This window comes from Pseudomonas sp. UBA6753 (genome assembly GCF_002453565.1).
Taxonomy (GTDB): domain Bacteria; phylum Pseudomonadota; class Gammaproteobacteria; order Pseudomonadales; family Pseudomonadaceae; genus Aquipseudomonas; species Aquipseudomonas putida_Z.
The window spans coordinates 917-26,313 of record NZ_DKHD01000030.1 but is presented as its reverse complement, the minus strand read 5'-3'; the positions used below and the strand labels follow the sequence as shown (position 1 = coordinate 26,313).

Annotated in this window: 23 protein-coding genes, 1 tRNA gene and 1 pseudogene; 12 read left to right on the top strand and 13 right to left on the bottom strand. The window is 64.5% G+C overall.

From position 1 onward, the window contains the following. Nucleotides 1–12: 12 nt before the first annotated feature. Nucleotides 13–1,032: a transporter gene (locus B2790_RS10780; RefSeq protein ID WP_024086247.1), complete on the bottom strand. Its 1,020-nt coding sequence runs from the start codon at nucleotides 1,030–1,032 to the stop codon at nucleotides 13–15. A gap of 219 nt (nucleotides 1,033–1,251) precedes the next feature. Next, nucleotides 1,252–2,253: a Fic family protein gene (locus B2790_RS10775; RefSeq protein ID WP_286918827.1), complete on the bottom strand. Its 1,002-nt coding sequence runs from the start codon at nucleotides 2,251–2,253 to the stop codon at nucleotides 1,252–1,254. 179 nt (nucleotides 2,254–2,432) lie between these two features. Between B2790_RS10775 and B2790_RS10770 the strand changes: the two genes are divergently transcribed. The 6 genes from B2790_RS10770 to B2790_RS10745 all read left to right on the top strand — a co-directional run bounded on the left by B2790_RS10770 (nucleotide 2,433) and on the right by B2790_RS10745 (nucleotide 8,588). Continuing rightward, a complete protein-coding gene (locus B2790_RS10770) occupies nucleotides 2,433–2,822 on the top strand; it encodes a YybH family protein (RefSeq protein WP_015268917.1) in 390 nt (129 codons plus the stop codon). A gap of 94 nt (nucleotides 2,823–2,916) precedes the next feature. Further along, nucleotides 2,917–4,416, top strand: coding sequence for a purine-cytosine permease family protein (locus B2790_RS10765; RefSeq protein ID WP_085693076.1), 1,500 nt, complete (start codon nucleotides 2,917–2,919; stop codon nucleotides 4,414–4,416). Nucleotides 4,417–4,429: 13 nt separating this feature from the next. Beyond that, a complete protein-coding gene (locus tag B2790_RS10760) occupies nucleotides 4,430–5,860 on the top strand; it encodes an aldehyde dehydrogenase family protein (RefSeq protein WP_286918826.1) in 1,431 nt (476 codons plus the stop codon). 432 nt (nucleotides 5,861–6,292) lie between these two features. Further along, nucleotides 6,293–6,532, top strand: a complete 240-nt coding sequence (locus tag B2790_RS10755) for a hypothetical protein (RefSeq protein WP_286918825.1) — start codon at nucleotides 6,293–6,295, stop codon at nucleotides 6,530–6,532. Between the two features lie 228 nt (nucleotides 6,533–6,760). Beyond that, nucleotides 6,761–6,997: a DUF6429 family protein gene (locus B2790_RS10750; RefSeq protein WP_075043732.1), complete on the top strand. Its 237-nt coding sequence runs from the start codon at nucleotides 6,761–6,763 to the stop codon at nucleotides 6,995–6,997. Nucleotides 6,998–7,370: 373 nt separating this feature from the next. Beyond that, nucleotides 7,371–8,588 carry a DUF3422 domain-containing protein gene (locus tag B2790_RS10745; RefSeq protein WP_286918824.1) on the top strand — a complete coding sequence of 406 codons (1,218 nt, stop codon included), beginning with the start codon at nucleotides 7,371–7,373 and terminating at the stop codon, nucleotides 8,586–8,588. 110 nt (nucleotides 8,589–8,698) lie between these two features. Here the strand turns inward: B2790_RS10745 and B2790_RS10740 are convergent, their stop codons facing one another. The 3 genes from B2790_RS10740 to B2790_RS10730 form a co-directional block, all read right to left on the bottom strand. Continuing rightward, complete coding sequence (locus B2790_RS10740; protein WP_286918823.1) at nucleotides 8,699–11,110, bottom strand: DUF3772 domain-containing protein; 2,412 nt, start codon at nucleotides 11,108–11,110, stop codon at nucleotides 8,699–8,701. A gap of 56 nt (nucleotides 11,111–11,166) precedes the next feature. Then, nucleotides 11,167–12,225 carry a bifunctional DNA-binding transcriptional regulator/O6-methylguanine-DNA methyltransferase Ada gene (ada, locus tag B2790_RS10735; protein WP_286918822.1) on the bottom strand — a complete coding sequence of 353 codons (1,059 nt, stop codon included), beginning with the start codon at nucleotides 12,223–12,225 and terminating at the stop codon, nucleotides 11,167–11,169. Between the two features lie 209 nt (nucleotides 12,226–12,434). Beyond that, a complete protein-coding gene (locus B2790_RS10730; protein WP_085592599.1) occupies nucleotides 12,435–13,061 on the bottom strand; it encodes a DNA-3-methyladenine glycosylase family protein in 627 nt (208 codons plus the stop codon). Nucleotides 13,062–13,233: 172 nt separating this feature from the next. On the opposite strand from B2790_RS10730, the gene B2790_RS10725 reads away from it, so the two are divergent. The 3 genes from B2790_RS10725 to B2790_RS10715 all read left to right on the top strand — a co-directional run bounded on the left by B2790_RS10725 (nucleotide 13,234) and on the right by B2790_RS10715 (nucleotide 17,256). Further along, nucleotides 13,234–13,749, top strand: coding sequence for a sigma-70 family RNA polymerase sigma factor (locus tag B2790_RS10725; RefSeq protein ID WP_085617313.1), 516 nt, complete (start codon nucleotides 13,234–13,236; stop codon nucleotides 13,747–13,749). Next, a complete protein-coding gene (locus B2790_RS10720) occupies nucleotides 13,736–14,692 on the top strand; it encodes a FecR domain-containing protein (RefSeq protein WP_286918821.1) in 957 nt (318 codons plus the stop codon). The genes B2790_RS10725 and B2790_RS10720 overlap by 14 nt, the downstream gene beginning before the upstream one ends. A gap of 95 nt (nucleotides 14,693–14,787) precedes the next feature. Beyond that, the gene (locus B2790_RS10715) at nucleotides 14,788–17,256 is read left to right on the top strand and encodes a TonB-dependent siderophore receptor (RefSeq protein ID WP_286918820.1); all 2,469 of its coding nucleotides are present in this window, start codon (nucleotides 14,788–14,790) and stop codon (nucleotides 17,254–17,256) included. Nucleotides 17,257–17,416: 160 nt separating this feature from the next. Here B2790_RS10715 and B2790_RS10710 read toward each other — a convergent pair whose 3' ends face one another. From B2790_RS10710 to B2790_RS10700, 3 genes are all read right to left on the bottom strand, one after another. After that, nucleotides 17,417–18,574 carry an MFS transporter gene (locus B2790_RS10710; protein WP_025337647.1) on the bottom strand — a complete coding sequence of 386 codons (1,158 nt, stop codon included), beginning with the start codon at nucleotides 18,572–18,574 and terminating at the stop codon, nucleotides 17,417–17,419. A gap of 83 nt (nucleotides 18,575–18,657) precedes the next feature. Continuing rightward, nucleotides 18,658–18,795 carry a hypothetical protein gene (locus B2790_RS10705; RefSeq protein ID WP_166674214.1) on the bottom strand — a complete coding sequence of 46 codons (138 nt, stop codon included), beginning with the start codon at nucleotides 18,793–18,795 and terminating at the stop codon, nucleotides 18,658–18,660. Nucleotides 18,796–19,088: 293 nt separating this feature from the next. Next, nucleotides 19,089–20,303, bottom strand: a complete 1,215-nt coding sequence (locus tag B2790_RS10700; RefSeq protein WP_286918819.1) for an MFS transporter — start codon at nucleotides 20,301–20,303, stop codon at nucleotides 19,089–19,091. 182 nt (nucleotides 20,304–20,485) lie between these two features. On the opposite strand from B2790_RS10700, the pseudogene B2790_RS10695 reads away from it, so the two are divergent. Then, a pseudogene (locus B2790_RS10695) lies at nucleotides 20,486–21,046 on the top strand (FecR family protein); the annotation flags it as partial. A gap of 130 nt (nucleotides 21,047–21,176) precedes the next feature. Beyond that, nucleotides 21,177–21,253: transfer RNA gene (locus tag B2790_RS10690), tRNA-Met, on the top strand. A gap of 99 nt (nucleotides 21,254–21,352) precedes the next feature. Here B2790_RS10690 and B2790_RS10685 read toward each other — a convergent pair. Next, on the bottom strand, nucleotides 21,353–21,967 hold the full coding sequence (locus tag B2790_RS10685; RefSeq protein ID WP_025337645.1) for a LysE family translocator: 615 nt from the start codon (nucleotides 21,965–21,967) through the stop codon (nucleotides 21,353–21,355). Nucleotides 21,968–22,211: 244 nt separating this feature from the next. On the opposite strand from B2790_RS10685, the gene B2790_RS10680 reads away from it, so the two are divergent. Beyond that, the gene (locus B2790_RS10680; protein ID WP_085617302.1) at nucleotides 22,212–23,129 is read left to right on the top strand and encodes a LysR substrate-binding domain-containing protein; all 918 of its coding nucleotides are present in this window, start codon (nucleotides 22,212–22,214) and stop codon (nucleotides 23,127–23,129) included. Here B2790_RS10680 and B2790_RS10675 read toward each other — a convergent pair. From B2790_RS10675 to B2790_RS10660, 4 genes are all read right to left on the bottom strand, one after another. Further along, nucleotides 23,069–23,644, bottom strand: a complete 576-nt coding sequence (locus B2790_RS10675; protein ID WP_085592580.1) for a D-Ala-D-Ala carboxypeptidase family metallohydrolase — start codon at nucleotides 23,642–23,644, stop codon at nucleotides 23,069–23,071. The two genes, B2790_RS10680 and B2790_RS10675, sit on opposite strands and share 61 nt — an antisense overlap. 46 nt (nucleotides 23,645–23,690) lie before the next feature. Further along, complete coding sequence (gene can / locus B2790_RS10670; protein ID WP_025337641.1) at nucleotides 23,691–24,329, bottom strand: carbonate dehydratase; 639 nt, start codon at nucleotides 24,327–24,329, stop codon at nucleotides 23,691–23,693. A gap of 52 nt (nucleotides 24,330–24,381) precedes the next feature. Beyond that, the gene (rimI, locus tag B2790_RS10665; protein WP_063911193.1) at nucleotides 24,382–24,837 is read right to left on the bottom strand and encodes a ribosomal protein S18-alanine N-acetyltransferase; all 456 of its coding nucleotides are present in this window, start codon (nucleotides 24,835–24,837) and stop codon (nucleotides 24,382–24,384) included. Then, nucleotides 24,834–25,397, bottom strand: a 564-nt coding sequence (locus tag B2790_RS10660; RefSeq protein ID WP_286918818.1) for an energy transducer TonB, incomplete at its 5' end; no start/stop codon positions are given. The genes B2790_RS10660 and rimI, both read right to left, overlap by 4 nt.

Below are 25,397 nucleotides of genomic sequence, written 5' to 3'. Positions count from 1 at the left end.
ACGATCGTCGCTTCAGTACTCGCGCCGCTTGCGAAACGCCCAGCGCCCCACCAGCACGGTGAAGGTCGCCACCAGGGCCACCAGCACCCAGAAACCATGGGGGTTTTCCGCCAGCGGCACACCCCCGACGTTCATGCCGAAGAAGCCGGCGATGATGTTGATGGGCAGCGCCAGCACGGTCACCACGGTCAGGGTGAACAGGGTGCGGTTGGTCTGTTCGTTGAGCTTGGCGGCGATTTCTTCCTGCAGCAGCTTGATCCGCTCACCGAGGGCGGTGAGGTCGCTGATCACCAGGGTGAACTCTTCTGTGGCCGCGCGCAGCTGGCGTATGTCCTGTTCCTGCAGCCAGTCGGGCGGCCGGTTGAGCAGGCGCAGCAACGCCCCTGGCTCCAGCGCCAGCAGGCGCTGCAGGCGCACCAGCACCCGGCGCATGCTGCCCAGTTCGGCGCGGTTGTCGCTCAGGCGCTGAGACAGCAACTGGTCTTCGATGCGGTCGACGCTGGTGGTGGTTTCACGCACGATCTGGGTCAGCACATCACCCTGGTCGCGCAACAGATGGACCAGCAACTCGATGGACGAATGAAAGCGCTCGCCATGCTTGACCGACGAGCGCAGCTTGTCCACCGAATGCAGCGGCTGCAACCGCGCGCTCACCAGCAACTGGCTGCTGGCGCAGGCCCACAGCGTGGAGATGTCCGAGGACACCAGGCCGAAGTTGAACACCACATCGTTGACCACTGCCAGCAGCGCCGAGTCGGCGTGTTCGATACGGGTCGAGCGCGAACCTTCGCGCAGGGTTTCGAAGAAGGCTTCGGGCAACTGCAGGTGGGTGCGCAACCAGCGCTCGCACGCAGCGTGGGCCAGGTTCAGGTGCACCCACAGAAACTCGCCAGGTTCCAGCGGCTGGCCGAGCGTGCGCAACAACTGCGCCGAATCGATTTCGCGCCCCGGCTGGCCAGGGCGGAAGGCGAAGGCGTAGAGCAGGCCGAACAGGTCGTGGTCCTGTGGCAGATGCAGCGCGGGATGGCCCATTCGAACTCGCAATGAGGCACGGGGAGATGGCAGAAAGGTTGCTGAATATTCGTTGCAGTCAGATGACAGCAGGCTCCGCAAGCACTGCCAGCACAATCCCTGTGGAGCACAGTCCCTGTGGGAGCGGGCGCGCCCGCGAACACCGGCGAAGCCGGTGCCATGCACCGCGTTGCATGCTTCGCGGGCACGCCCGCTCCCACAAGGTGCGCGGCGCGAAACCTACCTTGCAACCCGCCGATACTGCTGTTTGGGGCTCCGTGGTGATTCGGGATCGGTCATCTCGATCAACCCGGCAGCGAGTGCCGGGTACAAGTAACTCTTGCGGAATGTGGCACGGTGCGAGAGGCCCAGCTGGTGCATCAATTCGCTGCTCTTCAAAGCAACGCCTGCAGGCAGCACATTCAAGAGACTCGCTACTTGGTCGGTTACTTGGTCGGTTACTTGGTCGGTTACTTGGTCACTGTCTTCTGCTTCGATAAGCGCCTGCAACAAGGCTTCGAGCATGAATTCGACAAATGGGGTTGCTTCAGCAGCTTGGTCGGCGGCGGCCAGGGCAGCGTAGTAAGCGTCCTGCTGCTCACGAATAACGGTTTCCACCGGCAGGTACGCCAACACCGGCCGCCACTGGCTGCGGAGAAGGGTCTGCCATAACCGTCCCATCCGCCCATTACCGTCAGCAAAGGGGTGGATGAATTCAAACTCGTAGTGGAATACACAACTGGTAATCAGCGGATGCCAATCGTTGTTCGCGAGCCAGTGCAACAAATCCTGCACCAGCGTCGCCACCCGGCTGACGGGTGGCGCCATATGCAACAGGCGAGTGCCGCGATAGATGCCCACCCCTCCACGCCGGTAGCGGCCAGCGTCATCTATAAGCCCATGCATCAGCATGCCGTGCGCAGTGAGCAGATCGTCCTGGGACTCAGCGCGCCAACCAGGCATCGCATCGTAGGTCGCGAACGCGTTACGGACTTCCTGGATTTCGCGTGGCAAACCCAGAACCCGCTTGCCATCCAGCAAGGCTGTTACCTGCTCCACGCTCAAGGTGTTGTTCTCGATGGCGAGCGACGCCTGGATGGTGCGGATACGGTTGCCTCGGCGCAGCTGTGGCGTCAGCGTGCCATCACGGTAGGCAGTCAACAATCCCACTTGCTCGCTGATTTCGGCAACCAGAGCCAGAATGCGGGGGGTCACCGTCAGTGGTGGTTGGTAATTGCTCATTGCCTACAGCCCATGGGGATCAGCTGCCACCTTAATCCACAGATCACGCGGGGGTAAAGAAAGCGCAGCCATCACTTCACAAATTCCTGAACTGATTATTTGCCCGCAGCGATTTTTCCCCTCGCCAACCGCCACCAGAATCGCTTCACCACAATCACAAGAACCGTGAGGCCACTCCCGTGGACCAGACACTCCAGGTACGGCAAGCCGCCGCCGACCTCGTTGCGGCGTTCGCCAGCAACGACACCGCTCGCTATTTCGCCTGCTTCAGCGAAGACGCCACCTTCCTTTTCCACACCCTGCCGCAACCGCTGCTGTCGCGCCATGCCTACGAGCAACTCTGGGCCCAGTGGCAGGCCGACGGGTTTGCGGTGCTCGCCTGCGAATCGGGCAATGCCCAGGTGAGCCTGCAAGGTGACGTGGCGATCTTCATGCATGATGTGGCCACGCACATCCGCATCGCCGGCGAAGAACACCAGTTGAGCGAGCGCGAGACCATCGTCTTCCGCCGCCACGGCGAACGGTGGCTGGCCTGCCACGAGCACCTGTCGGTCGTATCGCCGGCCTGATCATCCATTTACGCGGCCCTGCCGCCCTGCCATCGCACCCACAATAAGGCCCGCGTACTGCGCCGGCCCACAACAACCGCGCTGGAGCATTACCATGAGCCACTCGACCGGTATCGAGACCAACGGCGTCGAACAGATCCCCGACGATCAACGCGACGCCTCCCCGCTGGACCTGTTCCGCCTGATATTCGGCGGCGCCAATACCTTCGCCACGGCCGTGCTGGGCAGCTTCCCGGTGCTGTTCGGGCTGTCGTTCCAGGCCGGCGTGTGGGCGATCCTGCTCGGCGTCGGCGTGGGCGCGCTGATCCTTGCGCCCATGGGCCTGTTCGGCGCCCTCAACGGCACCAACAACGCAGTATCGTCGGGTGCGCACTTTGGCGTGCACGGGCGCATCGTCGGTTCGTTCCTGTCGCTGCTCACCGCGGTGGCGTTCTTTTCGCTGTCGGTGTGGAGCTCGGGCGACGCCCTGGTCGGCGGCGCCAAGCGCCTCGCCGGCCTGCCGGAAACCGACCTGACCCTGGGCTTGGCCTATGGCCTGTTCGCGGTGCTGGTGCTGGTGGTGTGCATCTTCGGCTTCCGCTTCATGCTGTGGGTCAACAAGATCGCCGTATGGGCCTCGAGCCTGCTGTTCCTGCTGGGCATCGTTGCCTTTGCCGGGCCGTTCGACGCCGGTTATGCGGGCAGCGTAAACCTCGGCCAGGCGGGCTTCTGGGCGGCATTCGTCGGTGCGGCGATCCTGGCCATGAGCAACCCGGTGTCGTTCGGTGCGTTCCTCGGCGACTGGTCGCGCTACATCCCGCGTGAAACGCCCAAGGCGCGCATCATGCTGGCGGTGATCGCGGCCCAGGGCGCGACACTGATCCCGTTCCTGTTCGGCCTGTGCACCGCCACCCTGGTGGCCACCCAGGCACCGGACTACATCGCCGCCAACAACTACGTCGGTGGCCTGCTGGCGGTGGCGCCAAGCTGGTTCTTCCTGCCGGTGTGCCTGATTGCGGTAATCGGCGGCATGTCCACCGGCACCACGGCGCTGTACGGCACCGGCCTGGACATGTCCAGCGTGTTCCCACGCCTGCTCAGCCGTGCCGGCGCCACACTGCTGATCGGCGTGCTGGCGATCGGCTTCATCTTCATCGGCCGCTTCACCTTCAACCTGGTGCAGAGCGTGTCGACCTTCGCCGTGCTGATCATCACCTGCACCAGCCCGTGGATGGTGATCATGATCCTCGGCCTGATCACCCGTCGCGGCTTCTACCATGCCGACGACCTGCAGGTGTTCACCCGCGGCCAGCGTGGCGGCCACTACTGGTTCCTGCATGGCTGGAACTGGCGCGGCATGGGGGCGTGGATCCCCAGCGCGGCGGTGGGCCTGTGCTTCGTCAACCTGCCAGGGCAGTTCGTCGGCCCGCTGGGCGACCTGGCCGGCGGCATCGACCTGAGCCTGCCGGTCACCCTTGGGCTGGCCGGCGTGCTGTACCTGCTGCTGCTCAACCTGTTCCCCGAACCTGCCGGCGTGTATGGCCCCCAGGGCCCGCGTTGGGTGCGTTGCAAAAGCACCGCGCACACGCCGGTAACCACCGCCGAAATGGCCTGACTGGAAACCGACCATGACCACTTCCCACTACATTGCCGGCCGCTGGGTCGAAGGCCAGGGCAGCGACTGCATCAGCGTCAATGACCCGGCCCTTGGGCAACCGTTTGCCGAACTGATGGCCGCCAGCGTCGCCCAGGTAGACCAGGCCGTGACCGCTGCCCGTGGCGCCCTGCCCGCCTGGAAAAACACCAGCGCAAGCGAACGCGCCGCCTACCTGCGCGGCTTTGCCGAACAGCTCGGACAGCGCCGTGAAGCGTTGATCACCTTGCAGATGCGCAACAACGGCAAGCCACGTCACGAGGCGGAAATCGACCTGGACGACGCCATCGCCACCTTCGGCTACTACGCCGAACTGGCCGAGCAACTGCCATCGAAGAACCGCGATGTGCCGTTGGCTGCGCCTGGCTTTAGCGCTCGTACCCGCCTGGAACCGGTGGGCGTGGTCGGCCTGATCGTGCCGTGGAACTTCCCGCTGGTGACCAGCGCCTGGAAGCTCGCCCCGGCCCTGGCCGCCGGTTGCACCGTGGTGCTCAAGCCATCGGAAGTCACCCCACTGATCGAACAGGCCTACGGCCAGATCGCCGATGCCCTGGGGCTGCCGGCCGGGGTGCTGAACATCGTCAACGGCAAGGCCGAGACCGGCGCTGCGCTGAGCAACCACAATGGCCTGGACAAGCTGTCGTTCACCGGCAGCAATAGTGTCGGCAGCCAGGTAATGCGCAGCGCTTCGGCGCAGTGCCGGCCGGTGACGCTGGAGCTGGGCGGCAAGTCGGCGATCGTGGTGTTCGATGATTGCGACGTGGGCCAGGCGGTGGAGTGGATCGTCGCCGGCATTACCTGGAACGCCGGGCAGATGTGCTCGGCCACTTCGCGGCTGCTGGTGCAGGACGGCATTGCCGATGCGCTGCTGCCGCGCTTGCAGGTGGCACTGGAACAGCTACGGGTCGGTAATCCATTGACCGAAGAGGTCGAAATGGGGCCGCTGACCAGCCAGGCGCAGTGGCTGAAGGTGGCCGGCTACTTTGCCACGGCGCGGGAAGAAGGCCTGCATTGCCTGGCCGGTGGCAAGGCGCTGGACCGGGATGGCTGGTTCGTCAGCCCGACGCTGTATGCCGATGTGCCGAAAGACAGCCGCCTGTGGACCGAGGAAATCTTTGGCCCGGTGCTGTGCGCGCGTCGCTTTGCGACCGAGGAACAGGCGATTGCCGAGGCCAACGATAGCCGCTTCGGGCTGGTGGCTACGGTGTGCTCCGCCGACCTGGAGCGCGCCGAGCGGGTGGCCGATGCGCTGGAGGTTGGCCATGTGTGGATCAACTCGGTGCAGGCGGTGTTCGTCGAGACCTCGTGGGGTGGCACCAAGGGCAGCGGGATCGGGCGTGAGCTGGGGCCTTGGGGGTTGTCGGCCTACCAGTCGGTCAAGCATGTGACACGCTGTCTGGGTTGAGATTTCCGGGGCCGCTTTGCGGCCCTTTCGCCGGCAAGCCATGTGCCATCCCTGTGGGAGCTGGCTTGCCGGCGATCGAGGGCGAAGCCCTCGCCTTGGCCCCCTCAGATGTAAGACTTTTCCCAACCTGAAACCAAATGCTTCAGCTGGAAGTAGCTTGGGAATTATCCTACCCGCGCCGCAGCCGTTTCTCTGTTGTTGAACAGGAGCATCAGGGCTAATTTCCCTGGGTCGTCAAAAATGGCGACCGGGTGTGAGAGCCCAGCTTCATGTAGGGGATCAGCGCTGCAATGGCAGCTGTGCGTGGGCAGGCCTTTGGCCTGGCCGGTTTTTGCTGACTCCTACCGGACTCTCACCCCGCGTACGGCTGCCACCCTTGTTCTGTGAGAGGAATGTCGGCGGTGGCTCTTTTCCACTCAAGAGAGTCAGCCCATGAAAAAAGTCGTTCCCGATCCACCTGTCAAAGCCCCTTCGTTCTACACCATCAACAACGACTTGCCCTCACCCGAGGCACTGCGATACGTCTCGCAGTTGTTGCTTGGCGTCGAGGACACCCTCGACGAATACATCTGCGCCAACGCTGGCGAACCGGGCATCGGGTTGTTGGTCAATACTGTGCATAACGTGCAAATGACCCGGGCGCTCAACCAGTTGCTGTTGAACCGCGAATAAGGCCTGGAGTTGATGCCGGGTTCACCGGCCTCTTCGCGGGTAAACCCGCTCCCACAGGGATAGCGCAGGCCTGAAGGGCAGCACCGTACCTGTGGGAGCGGGCGTGCCCGCGAAGAGGCCGGTACAGGCTTCACAGGATATGTCGCAAAAAAGCCATTTCGAGAACACGTTTAGTAAACATGTCGCTGCCAGCGACAAATAGATGCAGCACTGAACGAGGCCGAGATCATGACCTATGACGACAAGTTGATCGAAGAAGCTGTACTTGCCCTGTTAGCCACCTTCAGCTTCAACGGAGGCAGTGCCTGGAAAGGTTTTGACTTCGAGGTAATGAACAATCTGCATGAGCAAGGCTTTATTACTCAACCGCGGGGCAAGGCGAAATCAGTTCGGTTGACACCTGAAGGCATGGAGCGAGGGAAGCAAATCGCAGATCAGCTGTTCGCTGAAAAACCCGAACAGTAATGATACCGGGACTTCTTTGCGGCGCAGGCCTGAAGGGCAGCGCGCTACCTGTGGGAGATTGCCCAGCCCTTTGGGCTGCGCTGTCGCGCAGAGAACTCAGTGCGCAAGCGGTCCGCGTACCGTGTGGGAGCGGGCGTGCCCGCGAAGAATCCGACGCGGTGCCTGGCACCGGCTCCGCCGGTGTTCGCGGGCGCGCCCGCTCCCACAGGGATAGCGCAGCCTGAAGGGCAGCACCGTACCTGTGGGAGCGGGCTTGCCCGCGAAGAGGCCGGTACAGGCGACACAAAACTCTGCGCCCGCGTGACTTTCCCCTCCCCCCGCAAAGTCCCACTTCCTGGTACCCCCACAATCACAACACCAGGCCGGACCACCCATGCACCCTGAACGCACCGCCTTGCACAACGAGCTGCACGCCCGCCCGTCGCTGTATTTCGACGGCCCGGCGCATGTCTTCCACCTGGCCTTGCTCGGCGGCGATGCTGCCTGTGCGGCACTGCTGCAACGCTGCTGCCCGGATGCCCTGGACACCGCAGCCGCCCAAGGCATCACCCGCCTGGATGGCCATCCGTTCAAGTGGGAACGGCACACCGAGTTCTTCACCCTGACCCTGGTGGTGCCCTGCACTGCCGCCGACGCCGAGTGGCAAACGCTGCCGCCGGTGCTGGCCGAAGCTATCGCTCCGCAAGCGGCGCAAGTGATCAACGCGGTGCAGGTGCTGGTCCGTGACGAACACGAACTGGACCTGCCCCACTACGGTTTCAAGGACCCGTGCGGCTCCTGCGTCGGCGGTGGCGATGCGGTGGTGTGGAGCGATTTTCGCCTGACCGAAGACGGCACCAACCGCTTCCTGTTCATCAACCGTCGCCTCAATGCCTACCGCCAGGGCCGCATGATCCGCCGTCTGCTGGAGATCGAGACCTACCGCATGATGGCCTCGCTGACCCTGACCACGGCCAAGGACCTGAGCCAGGACCTGGATGCCTTCGACAAGACCCTGGTCAGCCTCTCGGAGCGCAGTGCCGGAATCGATGGCCATGATTCCAAAGGGTTGCTGGAGGCCATTGCCCACCTGTCACGCCAGGTGGTCAGCCGCACGGTGAAAACCCGCCACCGCTTCGGCGCCACGCAAGCCTATGCGCAACTGGTGTTCGAACGCCTGGGCGAGCTGCGGGAAAGCCATGTGGGCGACTGCCAGCGCCTGGGGGTGTTCATCGAACGCCGGTTCAAACCGACCGTGCGCTACTGCGCGGCCACCGAGCAGCGCCTGGAGCAGTTGGCGAAGAATGTGGCCAACCTGGGCGACCTGTTGCAGGCACGGGTACAGGTGGAGATGGAAGAACAGAACGCCGAGATCCTGCGCAGCCTCAATGCCCGGGCCGATGCCCAGGTGAAGATCCAGCGGGCGGTGGAGGGGCTGTCGATCATTGCCATCACCTACTACCTGCTGAACCTGTTCAAGCTGCTGTATGGCGGGCTGAATGTGCTGGGGTTGGGGCTGACGGCGCGGGATGGGCTGTTGGCCATGGCGCCGCCGGTGCTGTTGGTGTTGCTGGTGATTTTGCTGAGGATCAGGCAGGCCAAACAGCATTGAGGTTGGGGCTGCTTTGCAGCCCAATCGCCGGCAAGCCAGCTCCCACAAGGACCGCGTCGACTTCAAGCCATACGCAGTACCTGTGGGAGCCGGCTTGCCGGCGATTGGCTTCACACCGACTCGTCAGCCGAGCGAGCGCCCTCCTGCACCAACACCATGCTCTGCGGTGACGACAGGGCAATACCTTCATCACGCATGCGCCCAAGAATGGTGAACAACAGGTCACTGCGCGTACCGGATACCTGCCGCGGCCCCGCCACGTAACCACTCACACCTATCACCATGCCGCTGCTGGTCAGGTCCTTGAAGGTGACCGAGGTAGCCGGCGCATCCAGAATCGCCTCATGCTCCTGGTAAGCCGCCAGCAGCAGCTCACGCACGCGGTTGGCATCGGTCTCCAGCGGCATGGTCAGGGTAATGCCGACCACGCCAAGGGCATTGCCCATGGTCACGTTGCGCACGTTCTGCGAGATGAACTGCGAGTTGGGCACGATAACCGTCGAGCGGTCGGACATCTGGATCTCGGTGGCGCGCACGTTGATACGGCGAATGTCGCCCTCGACGCCCGCCAGGCTGACCCAGTCGCCCACCTTGACCGGGCGCTCGGTCAGCAGGATCAGGCCGGAGATGAAGTTCTGCACGATCTGCTGCAAGCCGAAACCGATACCCACCGACAGGGCACTGACCACCCAGGTCAGGCTGGTGAGGTTGATGCGCAGGGTCGACATCACCAGCATGGCCAGGAAGATGAAGCCCAGGTAACCCACCAGGGTCACCAGCGAGGCACGCATGCCGGCGTCCATGTCGGTTTCCGGCAGCAGGCGATCGCTCAGCCAGCGCTTGACCACGCGGATGGCGAACAGGCCGCCGAGGAACATCACCACTGCCAACAGGATGTCCTGGGGGACAATGTTCATGTTGCCCAGCAGCTTGCCGCCGGTCTCGTCCCAATCACCCAGGCTCAGCAGCAGCTCGCTGGGGCTGGTGCCCGATGGCATCAATGCCAGCAACAACGCCAGGAACAGCACCACGGTGCGGCCGATGCCGGCCAGGATGGTGCTGGCCTGGGCCTGGTGACGTGGCGCCAGGCCCAGGGTCGAGGCCAACGCCAGGCCGCCGGGCTGGCGGGGCGACAGCAGGGTTTCGCAGAGGTCGCCAAAGAACGTGGTCAGGAGGTAGGCACAGGTGATCACCAGGCTGACCCACAGCAGCTTGGCGGTGAGGAAGTAGGCAAGCGTCAGGTAACCGGCGAGCAGGGCCAGCAGGATCAGCGTCAGCCAGATCACCATCACGAACGGGATCAGCCCGGCCAGGCCCGTGGGGCGCTCCAGGTCATGCTTGCGCAGGGTGCGGCGGTAACGTAGCAGCGCACCGGCGAAGGTAACCGCCACAACCAGCGCGGTCAGGCCGTTGACCGCCACGGTCAGCGCCAGGCTGGCACCGATCACGCTGTTGATGCGTTCCATGGTCATCATGACCATCAGCGCCAACGCCAGCACCTTGGGGAACCAGCCCAGGGCGCTGGCCACTTCGTCGTGGATCGGCGGCAGGCGCCAGGACGGGCGTTGCAGCATCAGCATGGCGCGGCCCAGGCCGGTGATGAAGGCGCTGAACACCACCAGGGCAAGTACATGGTTGGCCAGGCTGGCAATATCGGCGCCCAGCTCGGCGCTGCTCTCCAGCCCCCATCGCAGCAGCGAGACCGAACCGGCGATGGTACCCAGCGTTGCCAGGCTCACGCCCAGCGCCAACGCACTGCGGCGCAGGCGGCCTTCGGGTAGCCAGCTGACCATGGCGTCGGCCAGCAGGCGCTCGAGCACGCGGCGCACCAAGGTCCAGACCAGGATTGCCGCCACCAGGCTGGTAATGAACAGCCAGCGATTTTCGGCGCTGAAGGCACTGCCGATGGCATCGGCCGTCTCGCCACGCAGGTCACGCAGGCGTGCCACGTCGTCCTGGGTGGGGCGAATGATGCTCTGCCAGAACGCCGGGCTCAGCGGTGAGGCCGCGCGGCTGGTGATCTGCGAGTTGAACTGGCTGCGGCGCAGGTTGACGATTTGCGTGGACAGGTCGCGGGCCGACTGGGTCAGCTTGGTCGCCTGGTCCCGTTGGGCTACCAAGGCCTTCTTCTCGGCCTCCAGCTCCTTGCGCTGCTGGGTCAGGGTGGCAGCCTCGTCCGGCTGGACCGGCCCGATGACCTTGAGCTTGTCGTCGACTTTCTCCACATCCGTGGTGCGCAGGGCACTTAACGCATCGGCCTGGCGCTGGACCTGCATGGCGCCCAGGCGCAGTTGCGACAGCAGATCGTCGTTGGCCTCGCTGGTGACACCCTGGCGGATCTGGTCCAGTCGATCGCTCAACTGCTCGATGCTGGCGTTTTCATCCAGCACGTTCGCTTCGGCAACCGCCAGATTGGACAACGGCGTGGCCGGGGCCGACCAGGCCGGGCTGGCAATGGCCAGCATCAGGGCCATGAAAACCATCAGGCCTGGGCAAAAACGGGCAAGGCTGACACGCCTCATCGAATATTCCTCTTTACAATTCGATTTGGCGGGGGATTCTACGCGGCTTCAGGCAATCAGGAGAGTGCCGTTTCTCGTTTGAGCAGTTGCTGTTTGCGCTCGACACCCCAGCGGTAGCCGCTGATGTCGCCGTCGCGGCGCACCACCCGATGACAAGGGATGGCCACAGCGATGTGGTTGGCCGCGCAGGCCATGGCCACCGCACGCACCGCCTTGGGCGCGCCGATGCGCTCGGCGATGTCGGTGTAGCTGACCTGGCTGCCGGCCGGCACCTCGCGCAGGGCCTGCCACACCCGCTCCTGGAACGCAGTGCCTTGCACATCCAGGGGCAAGGCCAGGCCCAGCGCCGGGGCTTCGACGAAGCCCACCACCTCGGCGACCAACCGTTCGTAGGCACTGTCGCCACCGACCAGGTGGGCCTTGGGGAACTGGTCCTGCAGGTCGCGCAGCAGGGCCTCGGGGTCGTCGCCCAGCAGGATCGCGCAAATGCCCTTCTCGCTCTGGGCCACCAGGATCGCGCCCAGAGAGCACTGGCCGAGGGCGAAGTGGATGGTTGCCCCGGCGCCGCCGGCGCGGTATTGCCGCGGGCGCATGCCCAGGCGGTGGTCGGCGCTTTCGTAGAAACGGCTGTTGGAGTTGTAGCCGGCGTCATAGATGGCATCGGTGACAGAGCGCTGGCCATCGTCCAGGTGCGCGCGAAGGCGCCGGGCACGGAAAGCGGTGGCGTAGGCCTTGGGGGTGAGGCCGGTTTCGGCCTTGAACAGGCGGTGCAGGTGGAAAGGGCTGACGGCCAGTTGGGCGCTGAGTTGATCGAGGCTGGGCGCGGGGTCGCTGGCTTCGATCAGCCGGCAGGCGCGGGTGACCAGCTGGCTGTGGCGGGTGGCGCTGGCGCTGGTGGTGGCGGTGCAACGTTTGCAGGCGCGGTAGCCGGCGGCTTCGGCGGCGGCTGGGGTGTCGTAGAACTCGACGTTGGTTCGCTTGGCGAGGCGCGATTTGCAGCCGGGGTGGCAGTAGATGCCGGTGGTGCGCACGGCGTAGACGAAGTGGCCGGTGGCGGCGGTTTCGCGGGATTCTACGGCTTGCCAGCGTTGGTCGGGGGTGGTGTAGGGGTTCATTGGTAAATGTCCAGATAGGTTGTTGCCTGTGCCGGCCTCTTCGCGGGCATGCCCGCTCCCACAGGTACCGTGTCGGTTTCGGATGTTGTGCCATGCCTTTGAGGCCGGTTTACCTACAACTTCAGCTACTGCATAGACCTTCAAGGCTGTGGAAATCCCTGTGGGAGCGGGCGTGCCCGCGAAAGGGCCGGCACAGGCGGTGCAAGACCTCAGGCCCGCCACAGATACCAGGCCGCCACGGTACGGTATGGCCGCCAGCCGCCACCCAGCGAACGCATTTGCGCCGGTGTCGGCGCCTTGTCCAGCCCTTTCAGCCGCCGATACCCCTCGCGCACGCCAAAATCGTCGACCGGCAGAACGTCCGAACGCGCCAGGCTGTAGATCAGCAACATCTCCACCGTCCACCGCCCTACCCCGCGCAATGCCACCAGCCGTTCGATCAACGCCTCGTCAGCCATGGCCAGTGCCTCTTCCCGGCTCGGCACCAGGCCATCCAGCCGGCCCTGGGCAATACCCTGGATCGTCGCCATCTTGCTCGCGGAAAAACCACAGGCGCGCATGGTTTCTGGTGTAACCGCCAACAACTGCTCCGGCCCTGGGAACGCAGCCTCCGGGAACAGCGCCAGCAAGCGCCCAAGAATTGCCTCGGCAGCACGGGCATGCAGTTGCTGGTAGGCAATCGCCCGCACCAACACCTCGTAAGGCTCACGCCCCGGCGTGGCCTGGTGCAGGCAAGGCCCGGTCGCCGCGATATGCCGCGACCAGTCCGGGTCGAGCGCCGCCAGATATTCGGTGGCCTCGCGGTACGCGTCAGGCGAAAGGTCGGCCCGGATCATGACACCTCCATCAAGTCGATTGCAGGTCCAGCTTAGCGCAGCCGTTCATCGGGCAAACGCCGGTTCTTGCGCGGCTAATTCCTGGCGTGCCATTGCTCCGCGCCATCGTCCCCGCATAGAATTGAGAACTATTCACAATCGCATACATCCATAGGACCGGGCCTTCGCCAAGATGCAGATCAACGACACGCTCAAGCCGACCGAGGTCGCTCTGCTCTACCAGGCCCACCACCGTTGGCTCAGCGGCTGGCTGCGCAGCCGGGTCGGTTGCAGCGAGCACGCCGCCGACTTGGCGCAGGATACCTTCGTGCGGCTGTTGCGGGCCCGCCAGCTTTCGCCGCTGAAGGAGCCACGCGCCTACCTCAGCAGCATCGCCCGTGGCCTGATGATCGACCAGTTCCGCCGCCGCGCGCTGGAACGGGCCTACCAGGAAAGCCTGGCTCACCTGCCCGAAGCCGAAGTGCCCAGCGAAGAAGATCGACTGGTCATCCTGGATACCCTGGCGCGCCTCGACCGTGCCCTGCACCAGCTGAAACCGCGTGCCCGCCAGGCTTTCCTGCTGGCTCAGCTCGATGGTTTGAGCATCGTGCAGATCGCCCTGCGCCTGGGTGTGTCGCGGGCCACCGTCGAGCGGGACCTGGCCAAGGCCCTGGGCGTCTGCTACCGGTTGCGCTATGCCGACGCCTGACAGCGCGCCCGCGCAGGCGCAGGTCGACCAGGCCATCGACTGGCTGGTGAAGCTGCGCTTCGACAGCCCCTGCCCGCGTACCGAGCAGCAGTTCCAGCACTGGCTGGCCAGCCATCCGGACAACCCCTTGGCCTGGCAGCGGGTCAGCCACCTCAGTGACGAACTGGCCGGGCTGCCCAAGGGCCTGAGCCGCCGCACTCTGGATGGCAGCCAGCGCCAGCGCATCAGCCGCCGCGACCACCTCAAGCTGCTGGCCGTGCTGGCCGTGGGCGGCAGCCTGGGCTGGGCCGCGCGCGAACCGTTGGGCATACCCCAGCTGCTGGCCGACAGCAGCACTGCCACCGGCGAACGCCGCCAGTTGCAAGGCAGCGATGGCAGCCGCATCCAGCTCAATACCGCCAGCGCCATCGACCTGCGTTACAGCGCCGAGCAGCGCCGGCTGCAACTGGTGCGTGGCGAGGTGAGCCTGGACAGCAACCCCAACGATAACCGCCCGTTCCGCATCGACACCCACATTGGCCAACTGGCCACCCTCGACGGCCAACTGCTGCTGCGCGAGAACGACCAGGGCCTGTTGCTGGCGGTACGCCGGGGCGACGTCACGCTGTTCCCCACCTCGGCCTCGCCACGTCGGGTGCTGCCAGGCGAAACCTTGCAGGTGTGGGCCAGCGGCAGCTTCCAGGCGGTGACGCTGCACAGCGACCCCTGGGGCTGGACCGACGGCGTGCTCAGCGTGCAGCAGATGCCGCTGGGCGAGTTCATCGCCGAGCTGGCGCGTTACCGCCCGGGCCTGCTGCGCTGTGCCCCGGAAGTGGCAGACCTGAAGGTGTCCGGTACCTACCAGCTGGCCGACACCGGGCAGATCCTGCAGCTGCTCACCCGCAGCCTGCCGGTGCGGGTCGACTACCGCACGCGTTATTGGGTGAGCATCGGTGCGGCCTGAAAATTTCCGAAAATAAATGAGGTGGAATCTCATTCTCGTCCGGCCTGAAGGAACAAAACCCGAAAAGTGGTCTTCACAACCTTCAGGAGCGCTTCATGATTGCCCCGTGTTCCCCTCGCAACGACAGGCTGCGCCGTGCCGTGCGCGCGGCCGTGTTCGGCCTTGGCCTGGCAGCTGGCGGTGCCTTCCCGGCCATGGCCCAGGCTGCAGTGGCCAGCCAGAGCCAGCAGACCGACTGGAACATCCCGGCCGGCCCGCTGGCCCCGGCGCTGGACCAGTTGGCCCGCCAGGGCGGCCTGAGCCTGTCGTTCGACGCGAACAGCCTGCAGGGCAAGACCACCCGCGGCGTGCAGGGCCGGCATGACAGTGCGGGAGCGCTGTCGATCCTGTTGCAGGGCAGCAACGTGCAGGTCCAGCAGGAAAGCGCAACCAGCTTCCTGCTGATCCCGGCACTGGATGTGGGAAACGCCCTTGAGCTGGGCGCGACCAGCATTTCCAGCGACCGCCTGGGTGAAACCACCGAGCACACCGGCTCCTACACTACCGGCGAAGTGACCATCGGCAAGATGCCGCAAACCCTGCGCCATACCCCGCAATCGGTCAGCGTGATAACCCGCCAGCGCATCAATGACCAGAACATCACCAACCTGACCAACCTGCTGGAGCAGACACCCGGCGTGGTGGTCAACTACACCGACAGCGAGCGGGTGCAGTACTACTCGCGTGGCTTTGCCATCGATGCCATCCAGTATGACGGCGCCACCGTGGTGCAGAGCAGCGGTGGCGGTTCGTTCATCCAGACCGACTCGGCGTTCATCGACCGCGCCGAAGTGCTGCGCGGCGCCACCGGCATGCTGCGTGGCGCCGGCAACCCGTCGGGCACGGTGAACCTGGTGCGCAAGCGCCCGACCCATGACTTCCAGGCTACGGGCAGCGTGACCCTGGGCTCGTGGAATGCCCAGCGCTATGTGGCCGATATCTCCGGCCCGCTGACCGAAACCGGCAACGTACGCGGGCGGGTGATCGCCGTGCATGACGACCGCGACCTGTTCCAGGACTCGCGCATGGAGCGCAAGGAAGCGTTCGGCGGCTCGCTGGCCTTCGACCTGGACGACAGCACCACGCTGACCACCGGTGTCGAGTGGACCAAGCTCGACGCCACTGGCGCCTGGGGCAACCTGCCCGCCGACGCCAGCGGCGCCCCTCTGCCCTTCGGCCGCAGCACCTACCTGGGCGCCGACTGGAACCGCTGGGACCGCAGCAACCTGAACACCTTTGCCGAACTGGAACACCGCTTCGACAACGACTGGACGCTGAAGCTGATGGCCCTGCGTACCCACTTCGAGCTGGACGATCATGGCTTCAAGCAAACCTACATGGAGCGCGCACCAGCCAACCTGAACCCCACCGGCAACCCGTACCTGATGCGATACCAGGTTACCGAAGGCGACGGCGGCGAGAGCCTGCAGAACAACCTGAGCGCCACCCTCAACGGCCCGTTCGACCTGTTTGGCCGCACCCACGAGCTGATGGTCGGCGTCGAACGGATTCGCAACGATTCCTACGCGTCGGCCACCAACCGGGTGATTTCCGGGCTGTACGACATCCGCTACTGGGACCCGAAAACCAGCCTGCCCGAGCCGGACATCGACATCACCGCACACCCGGTGCGCACCCGTACCACCCAGCAAGCCGCGCACGCCACCTGGCGCATTTCGCTGGCCGAACCGCTGACCGCGATCATCGGCGCGCGAGCCAACTGGTATGACTACGAGCAGGAAAACAACACCGGAGCCAACGGCAAGTTCAGCGTCGATGAGAAGATCGTGCCGTACGCGGCGCTGATCTACGACCTGAATGACAACTTCAGCGTGTACGCCAGCTACACCGAGATATTCAGCCCGCAGACAGTGGTGGACAAGAACAACTCGGTGCTCGACCCGATCATCGGCGAAGCCTACGAAACGGGCATCAAGGGCGAGTTCTACGATGGCCGGTTGAACACCAGCCTGGCGTTTTTCCGTATCAACCAGGTGGGTACGCCGGTGGATGACATGTCCACGGAGATCGGCTGCAACGGCACCACCGGCCGCTGCAAGATCGCCTCGGGCAAGAGCCGCAGCGAGGGCATCGACCTGGAGATTTCCGGCGAAGTGCTGCCGGGCTGGCAGGTCACCGGTGGCTACACCTACAACACCACCGAGTACCTGAAGAACTCGGCAGCCACCAATGGCAACGCGATCCGCACCACCGACCCGGAGCACATGCTGCGGCTGTTCACCAGCTACCGCCTGCCGGGCACGCTGGATGCCTGGACCATTGGCGGCGGCGTGCAGGCGCAGAGCGATATCTATTCCGAAAGCGGCACGGCCAAGGCGACCCAGGCGGGGTATGCGGTTTACAACGGCATGCTCGGTTATCGCATCAACGACAACTACTCAGTGCAACTGAACGCCAACAACATCTTCGACAAGAAGTACTACCGGCAGATCGGTACCACGGCGACGGGGTACTACTGGGGGGAGCCGCGCAATGTGTCGGTGACCTTGCGCGGGAGTTTCTGACGGGGCAACACGGTCGCCTTGTGGGAGCGGCCTTGTGTCGCGAAAGGGCCGCGAAGCGGCCCCAGGGTTTCAACTGCGCCGGCCAGATTGCTGGGGCCGCTTTGCGGCCCTTTCCCGACACAAGGCCGCTCCCACAGGTATTGAGCAGCCCTGGAAAACCTCAGTCCGCCACCGCCCGCAACCGCCCCGCGCGCCGGTACGACTGCCGGGCAAAGCACACGAACAACCCGGCCATCAGCGCCAGCGCGATGGGCAGACCATGCGGCGCCACATCCATCGCCGCACCGCTGACCAGCGGCCCGACCAGGCTACCCACACCCCACAGCAAGCCCACGCTGGCATTGGCGGTAACCAGGTCCTGCCCCTTGAAACGCTGCCCGATCAGCACCAGCGCCAGGGTATAGATGCCCCCTGCCACGGCGCCCAGCAGCACCAGCAGCGGCCACAGCAGCCAGGTCAGGTTCAGCAGCCAGGGCAGGCCGATACCGATCGCCATCGCCAGCAGCCCGCATACCAGGTGCAGCCCGGTGCGCTCCACCCGGTCGGCCAACCAGCCAAGCGGCAACTGGAACAACATGTCACCGGCAAACACCACGGTCACCATCAGCGCCGCCACGCCCACGGCAAAGCCATGGCTGGTGGCATACACCGGCAGCAGCGACAGCACCACGGCATCGAAGAACGAGAAGAACAGCACCGCCACGCACAACGCCGGCGCCACACGGAAGAAACCGGCCAGGCCGAAGCTCTTTTCACCCTCTTCATGTTCCACATGGTCGTTGGGCACGGTCAGCACGATGCACAGCAGCGCCAGGCCATAGCAGGCGGTGACCACGCCGGTGATCCACGGGCTGTCGGCGCCCAGCACCGCCAACATGGCCGGGCCGAGCACCTGGAAGCCGGTGAAGCTGGTGGCGTACAGGGCCATGATCTTGCCGCGGTTGTGCTCCGGGCACAGTTCGTTGACCCACGACTCGCCGAGGATGATGGCGATACCCATGCCCAGCCCCAGGCCCAGGCGCAACAGCGCCAGCAGCCACAGCGAGCCGAACGCCGACTCGAGCAAGCCAATGCTGAGCGTGCACAGGCTGAAGCACAGCAGGTAGATGGTGCGCCGGGTGAGGTGGCGACAGCAGGCGTCGACCAGGAACGCCGAGAGCATCATGCCCGCAGCGGGGATGGCCGAAATGATGCCGATTTCCAGGGTGCTCGCACCGGCTTCATGCAGGCGCAACGACACCAGCGGCAGGCTGGCCCCCAAACTGAAACCCACGACCGAAACGGCGAACAACAGGCCCGCCAGCAAACGCATGTTCATGTACCACTCCTTGCAAACCGAAAAGACGTGCAGACACAGGCGCGCACGCCAGGGTGGCGAGCGACGCGAAAGCGCAGATCAGTTCAGGCGAGGTGTGGCGAGAAGGTGAAGGCAAACAGCACGCTGCGGCGACGCTTGAGCACCGTATCGCTCGGCCACGCACGACGCAGGGCCTGGAAGGCAGGCTGGCGGGCGTTTGGCAGGGACTGGGTACGGCACATCGCTTTGACTACTACGCAGGTGGTTGGGGAAAGGCGGACTCTAGGCCAAGGGTGTCAGGCCGTCAATCGTCAGGGGCCGCTGCGCGCCCCATCGCCGGCAAGCCAGCTCCCACAGGGATTGCACCAGCCTGAGCCCAATGAGGTCAAGGCGGGGGCAACTGACTTGTACTACCTGTACTGGCCCCATCGCTGGCAAACCAGGCTCCTGCAGGGACTGCGCATGGCTTGAGGCCGATGCGGTCGAGGTGGGAGCTGGCTTGCCGGCGATGGGCTGCAAAGCAGCCCCGGCGACATCAGCGCTTGCCGGTACTTGGCAAGAACACCGCCAGCAACCCGAACAACGGCAGGAACGAACACACCTCGTACACGTACTCGATGCCACGCAGGTCCGCCACATACCCCAGCAAGGCTGCACCGATGCCACCAAAGCCGAACATCAGCCCGAAGAAGATCCCGGCAATCATGCCCACGCTGCCCGGCACCAACTCCTGCGCATACACCACGATCGCGGAAAACGCCGAAGCCAGGATAAAGCCGATCACCACGCTCAACACGGTGGTCCAGAACAGGTCGGCATACGGCAGTACCAGGGTGAACGGCGCCACGCCAAGGATCGAGAACCAGATCACCGCCTTGCGCCCGATGCGGTCACCGATCGGCCCGCCAAAGAAGGTACCTGCCGCCACCGCACCGAGGAACAGGAACAGGTGCAGCTGCGAGCTGGCCACCGACACATCGAACTTCTCGATCAGGTAGAAGGTGAAGTAGCTGGTAAAGCTGGCCATGTAGAAGTACTTGGAGAACACCAGAAGGCCCAGCACGATCAGCGCCGCGACCACCCGCCCGCGGGAAATGCCGTGGGTCGCCTGCACTGCCTTGCGCGCCTTGGCCTGGTTGAGGTGCTCCTTGTACCAGCTACGCAGCATCAGGGTGACGCCGAGGAAGAACAGCGCAGCCAGGCCGAACCAGGCCACGTGGCTCTGACCGAACGGAATGACAATGGCCGCCGCCAGCAGTGGGCCCAGCGCAGAGCCGGTGTTCCCGCCGACCTGAAAGGTCGACTGGGCCAGGCCGAAGCGCCCGCCCGAGGCCAGGCGCGCAATACGCGAGGTTTCCGGGTGGAAGGTCGACGAGCCGATCCCCACCAGCGCCGAGGCCAGCAGAATCATGGGGAAGCTGCCGACGAAGGCCAGCATCACTATACCCACCAGGGTACACAGGGTGCCCAGCGGCAGCAGGTTCGGCGCCGGTCGGCGATCGGTGAAGAAGCCGACCCAAGGCTGCAGCAGCGAGGCGGTGATCTGGAACGTCAGGGTAATCATGCCGATCTGGGCGAAACTCAGGTCGTAGTTGGCCTTGAGCATCGGGTAGATCGCCGGCAGCACCGACTGGATCAGGTCATTGATCAGGTGCGCCAGGGCGCAGAAACCGATGATGCGCATCACCAGCGGCGTGGCTTGGCTCGCCGCCGCACTGGTGGGCGCCGTGGAGGCGCTACTGATAGCCATGTGCCTGAATCTCCGTCAGCAGTTTGGGATCCGATTATCGGGAAACAAATAGATACATAGCTACCTTTTTTATCCCTCTGTCGTGACGCACTTGAAAATGGTTATCAATATAATTAGCATCCTTGGCCCATACCCCTGTCATCGTTGGGCGAAACGGCCCCTATCGCGAGCAGATCGAACCCATGAGCCAGATGCTCGCCAATCAGCTGCAGCCTGACCGCCCCCGCCCTCGGCAGATCAACACGCGCCGCAGCCACATGGGCAAATGGCTGGCGCTGCTATTCCTGCTGGGGCTGGGCGCTGCAGCCTACCTGTACTGGCCGCTGATGCAGCGCCTGGGCAGCGAACTGCACACCGATGCAGGTGAACGCCGCAGTATCCGCCTGGCCGATGGCACCACCCTGCACCTGGGCAGCGCCAGCGCGATGAACGCCGACCTGCGCGGCCGCACGCGCCAGCTGCAGCTGGTACAGGGCCGGGTATACCTGGAAGTGATGCTCGACGGCCGGGCCATGGAGGTGACAGTGGGCGATGCGCGCATCCAGGTGTTCGGTACCCGCCTGCAGGTCACCCGCCATGCCGGGCATGACGAACTGGTAGTGTTCAGTGGCAAGGCCATGGTTATCCAGGGTGGCGAACAGCGCCTTGTATCGGCGGGCGAGCGGGTAACCTTCGATGGCGGGCGTATCGGCCCGTTACAGAAAGCCGACCTCAAGGGCACCGATGGCTGGCGCAACGGGCAGTAGAAAGCCGGCGACATGCCGTTGGGCAACGCAGAACCAGGGCCTGGCCGCTAAGTTTTTGAAAGCGTGCAAATTTTTTTTGAAATGAGTGTTGACAGGGGGGCCGTTCAAGAGAATAATGCGCGCCATCGGCTACATAGCTCAGTTGGTTAGAGCATAGCATTCATAATGCTGGGGTCCGGGGTTCAAGTCCCTGTGTAGCCACCAAACAAGACGAAGGGCTTACCGCAAGGTAAGCCCTTTTTCTTTGCCTGCGAAAAATACCACAGGCCTGCCCCTCCCCCTACAGGGCATGCAATCGCTACCTCAACGCATGCCGGTCACCGCCACTGCCAGGCCCAACCCGATCAGCGCCAGGCCGATTACCCGGTCCACCAGCCTTTGCCGCTCGATCATCGCCTTGCGCAATGCCGTGCTGGAGAAAAACACCGCCACCAGGCTGAACCACAGCCAGTGGGCAACGGACATGAAAGCGCCGTAGGCAAAATCCAGCGCCAGCGAGCTGCCAGGCTGCACCACCTGGGTGAAGGCACTGATGACGAACAGCATGGTCTTGGGGTTGAGGGCGTTGGTCAGAAAGCCCGTGCGCAGGGCCTGCGTTACGCTGGCTGCGGATGCGGCAACCCCGTCGAGGCTGATTCGCCGGGTGTTGGTCAGCGACTGGTAACCCAGGTAGACCAGGTAACCCGCGCCCAGCACTTTCATGCCCAGGAACAGGGTCGGGCTCTGGCTGATGATCACCGCGATGCCCAGCACCGTGTACAGAACGTGCACCTGCACTCCCAGGGCAATGCCCACGGCGGCAGCCAGCCCGGCCTTGCGACCCTGTGCATAACTGCTGCGGGTGACCATGGCGAAGTCGGCACCGGGGCTGATGACGGCAAGCAGGGTGAACAGGGCGACGGCAATGAGTTCGGTCATGCTGGTGGCTCTCGATAGGCGATGGAAATGCACAGACTTGGTAATTATCGAGAGCTTATAGCCCAGGAAAAATCGATTTATAGTGAAGCAAATCTGATAGTTTTTTTCACAGAGGTGTAGTGCCGGTGCCGGCCTCTTCGCGGGCTCGCCCGCTCCCACAGGTAACCCACAACTCTCAGTTGGTGTGAAACCCTGTGGGAGCGGGCAAGCCCGCGAAGAGGCCGGTACTGGCAACACAAATGCCATGAAACTTCCGCCACTCAATGCCTTCCGCTACTTCGACATCGCCGCCGAAACCGAGAGCTTCGTGCGCGCCGCCGAGCACCTGCACGTCACCCATGGCGCAGTCAGCCGCCAGGTGCGCCTGCTTGAAGAAAGCCTTGGTGTGGAGTTGTTCGAGCGCCGCAACCGGGCCATTTTCCTTACCCCTGCCGGCCGTGCCTTGCAGGGCACCACCCAGGCAATCTTCGAACAGCTCGAAGGCGCCGTGCAGCGCTTGCAACAACAGGCCCGCGACAACGTGCTGGTGCTGTCGTGCGAGCCGACCATCGCCATGCGCTGGCTGATCCCGCGCCTGCCCCGCTTCCATGCCGCCCATCCCGACCTGCAGTTGCACCTGGTGGCCGCAGGCGGGCCACTGGACTTCGCCCGCAGTGGTGTCGACCTGGCAATTCGCCGCGATGACTTCCACTGGGACAAGCAGCTGTACAACCAGAAGATCTGCGACGAATGGATCGGCCCGGTCTGCCACCCCACCGCCCCCATCCAACTTGAAGGCCAACGCCTGCTGCACAGCGCCACCCGCCCCGGCGCCTGGCCCAACTGGCTGCGCCTGAGCGGCCAGCAGGCCCGGCATACCGAGCGCAGCGACTACGAGCACTTCTACCTGTCGATTCAGGCCGCCAGCGCCGGCCTGGGCCTGGCCATGGCCTCAGCCCTCATGGTGCGCGACGAACTCGACAGCGGGCAGTTGCAGGCGCCGTTCGGCTTTGTGCGTGACGGCTCGGCCTACCACCTGCTCAGCCCTCAGCCGCTGGAAGACGACGGCAAGCGCCAGCGCTTCGCCACGTGGGTGATGGGCGAATGCAGGAGCTGCCTGGCTCATCTGGGTTTGATACAGAACGACGAACCTGCACGGCCGTCACCACCCCAGGTGCGGTAACCCGCGGTATCCACATGAATACGCCCGGACGGATAGCGCCCCAGGCCCATGTTCCAGGCCTGGCCATACTGCTGCCAGAAACGGCACAGCGGGTTGGGGTCCGCCCAGTCGGGTAGCAGGATATCGACGGCGAACGCCCGGGTATGGGCGCTGTTGGCCGCCCCGCCGGCGCAGACGTTCAGGCGTGGGTCTCGATAGGCCGAAACCACCTCGAACTGGCGCAGGATGCCCTGGTCGTCGAGCGCCTTGATCAGCGAGAGCGTAGAACGCACTGCCGGCCAGTTGCTGGCAGGCGGCACGGCGAAGGGGGACGCGTGGCACAGCTTCCAGTCCGAAGCCGAACGCAGCAGCTGATGGATAGGCACTATGCCGTAAAGGCGGGCATCCACCAGCATTTCACGGAAGGGACGCGTGTGATGGTCGCCAGCCCACTGGGCGAACATCCACAGGTCGCGTTCGTCGGCGTGGGCAGTGGCCGTTATCAGAAGGCTTGCAGCCAGAAGCAGTTTTTTCATTCCTTGACCATCCCTGCAAGGGGCCGCGCCAAACTGGTAAACGTTACTACTCCAACGCCCGCAACCGATACTGCGGCGGCAGCTGGGCGAAGCCGCTGATGGTGGTGTCCAGGCTCTTCCACCGGCCATCCTTGATGCCATAGATGCAGCCATGCACCGACAGTTCCTGACCACGGTGCCAGGCGTTCTGCACGATGCTGGTATGAGCCACGTTGGCGACCTGCTGGATGACGTTCAGTTCGCACAGGCGGTCGACCCTGGCCTCTTCGTTGTCCAGCTTGGCCAGCTCGGCGCGCTTTTCGTAATACAGGTCGCGGATCGAGCGCAGCCAGCCGTCGATCAGGCCCAGCTGGCGATCCTGCATGGCGGCGCGCACGCCACCGCAACCGTAGTGGCCGGTGACCAGGATGTGCCGCACTTTCAGTACTTCCACCGCGTACTGGATCACCGACAGGCAGTTGAGGTCAGTGTGCAGCACCACGTTGGCAACGTTGCGGTGGACGAACAGATCGCCCGGCAGCATGCCGACGATTTCGTTGGCCGGCACGCGGGCGTCGGAGCAGCCAATCCAGAGGAATTCGGGAGTCTGCTGGCGGGCCAGCTTGGCGAAGAAGTCGGGGTCGCGCTGGTTGATCGCGTCGGCCCAGCGGGCGTTGTTGTCGATCAGTTCCTGCAGGTCGTGCATGGTCGTTGCCTCATCAGGGTTTGCCTGCGTGACAGCGCCAGCCCCTGCAAGGTCAGTCCTCGAGCAGGGTGCAGGCCATCACCAGGGCGTCTTCACGGCCACCGGCAACCGGGTAATAGTCGCGGCGGCGGCCGATTTCGTTGAAACCGTAGCGCTCGTACAAACGATAGGCCGACTGGTTGCTGGCGCGCACTTCCAGGAAGCACTCCCGGCCATTGAGCTGGTAGGCCCGGGCCATCAGGTGCTCGAGCAGGCGCAGGCCCAGGCCGCGGCCCTGGTTTTCCGGCTTGACGGTGATGTTGAGCAGGTGCGCCTCGTCGATGATCACGTTGATCACCCCATGGCCCACCTGCTGCTGGCCGTCGAACATCAGCCAGATTTCGTACGACTTGAGCGCATCCTGAAAGATCCCTCGAGTCCAGGGATGACTGAACGCGGCATATTCGATCTTAAGTACGGCATCCAGATCCGCCTCGGTCATCGGGCGGAAGCTGATCGAGTCACTCATTCAACGCTCTTCCAGCGCGCCATCAGCTGGCGCATGGCTTTCCAGACGTCCGCCTTGCGCTGCGGCTCGTCCATCAACAGTTCAAGGCCCGGCAACGCCCAGGCTTCGCCCAGGCCCTCGAGCTTCAGGGTTTGGTAATAGGCTTCGCCGTCGACATTGGCGGCAAAGCGCAGCGCCGGCAGGCCGACCAGCCACAGGCAGGTGCACGGGGCGTCTTCCAGGCGCGCCTGGACAAAGCCCTGGACGAAATCGCGCGCCGCCTCCGGGCCCTGGTCCATGTTGCCGCGCACCAGCAGCGGCCAGCGCACCGGCTCGCCGATGATCTGCGGGGCGTCGGGCAGGCCGGCGGCGCGCAGCATGTCCTTGAGCAGCAGGTAGGACGGGTCGCGGCTCTGGAACGGCTGGCCGGTGGCCAACTCCACCAGCAGCAGGCAGCTGCCGGCACGCAGCAACTGCAACGAGAAGCGCGGGGGCGGCACCGGGGCCGGGCGCGGTGGCGCGGCCTGCTCCTCGGCCTCGGCGGGCTTGGCGGCCGGCTTGGGCGCACTGCCCGGGCGCGG

What these genes read in the sequence shown, in the direction of transcription:
- B2790_RS10780 (WP_024086247.1), bottom strand. Translation starts at nt 1,032, where the DNA reads ATGGGCCATCCCGCGCTGCATCTGCCACAGGACCACGACCTGTTCGGC.
- B2790_RS10775 (WP_286918827.1), bottom strand. Translation starts at nt 2,253, where the DNA reads ATGAGCAATTACCAACCACCACTGACGGTGACCCCCCGCATTCTGGCT.
- B2790_RS10765 (WP_085693076.1), top strand. Translation starts at nt 2,917, where the DNA reads ATGAGCCACTCGACCGGTATCGAGACCAACGGCGTCGAACAGATCCCC.
- B2790_RS10760 (WP_286918826.1), top strand. Translation starts at nt 4,430, where the DNA reads ATGACCACTTCCCACTACATTGCCGGCCGCTGGGTCGAAGGCCAGGGC.
- B2790_RS10755 (WP_286918825.1), top strand. Translation starts at nt 6,293, where the DNA reads ATGAAAAAAGTCGTTCCCGATCCACCTGTCAAAGCCCCTTCGTTCTAC.
- B2790_RS10750 (WP_075043732.1), top strand. Translation starts at nt 6,761, where the DNA reads ATGACCTATGACGACAAGTTGATCGAAGAAGCTGTACTTGCCCTGTTA.
- B2790_RS10745 (WP_286918824.1), top strand. Translation starts at nt 7,371, where the DNA reads ATGCACCCTGAACGCACCGCCTTGCACAACGAGCTGCACGCCCGCCCG.
- B2790_RS10740 (WP_286918823.1), bottom strand. Translation starts at nt 11,110, where the DNA reads ATGAGGCGTGTCAGCCTTGCCCGTTTTTGCCCAGGCCTGATGGTTTTC.
- ada (WP_286918822.1), bottom strand. Translation starts at nt 12,225, where the DNA reads ATGAACCCCTACACCACCCCCGACCAACGCTGGCAAGCCGTAGAATCC.
- B2790_RS10730 (WP_085592599.1), bottom strand. Translation starts at nt 13,061, where the DNA reads ATGATCCGGGCCGACCTTTCGCCTGACGCGTACCGCGAGGCCACCGAA.
- B2790_RS10725 (WP_085617313.1), top strand. Translation starts at nt 13,234, where the DNA reads ATGCAGATCAACGACACGCTCAAGCCGACCGAGGTCGCTCTGCTCTAC.
- B2790_RS10720 (WP_286918821.1), top strand. Translation starts at nt 13,736, where the DNA reads ATGCCGACGCCTGACAGCGCGCCCGCGCAGGCGCAGGTCGACCAGGCC.
- B2790_RS10715 (WP_286918820.1), top strand. Translation starts at nt 14,788, where the DNA reads ATGATTGCCCCGTGTTCCCCTCGCAACGACAGGCTGCGCCGTGCCGTG.
- B2790_RS10710 (WP_025337647.1), bottom strand. Translation starts at nt 18,574, where the DNA reads ATGAACATGCGTTTGCTGGCGGGCCTGTTGTTCGCCGTTTCGGTCGTG.
- B2790_RS10705 (WP_166674214.1), bottom strand. Translation starts at nt 18,795, where the DNA reads ATGTGCCGTACCCAGTCCCTGCCAAACGCCCGCCAGCCTGCCTTCCAG.
- B2790_RS10700 (WP_286918819.1), bottom strand. Translation starts at nt 20,303, where the DNA reads ATGGCTATCAGTAGCGCCTCCACGGCGCCCACCAGTGCGGCGGCGAGC.
- B2790_RS10685 (WP_025337645.1), bottom strand. Translation starts at nt 21,967, where the DNA reads ATGACCGAACTCATTGCCGTCGCCCTGTTCACCCTGCTTGCCGTCATC.
- B2790_RS10680 (WP_085617302.1), top strand. Translation starts at nt 22,212, where the DNA reads ATGAAACTTCCGCCACTCAATGCCTTCCGCTACTTCGACATCGCCGCC.
- B2790_RS10675 (WP_085592580.1), bottom strand. Translation starts at nt 23,644, where the DNA reads ATGAAAAAACTGCTTCTGGCTGCAAGCCTTCTGATAACGGCCACTGCC.
- can (WP_025337641.1), bottom strand. Translation starts at nt 24,329, where the DNA reads ATGCACGACCTGCAGGAACTGATCGACAACAACGCCCGCTGGGCCGAC.
- rimI (WP_063911193.1), bottom strand. Translation starts at nt 24,837, where the DNA reads ATGAGTGACTCGATCAGCTTCCGCCCGATGACCGAGGCGGATCTGGAT.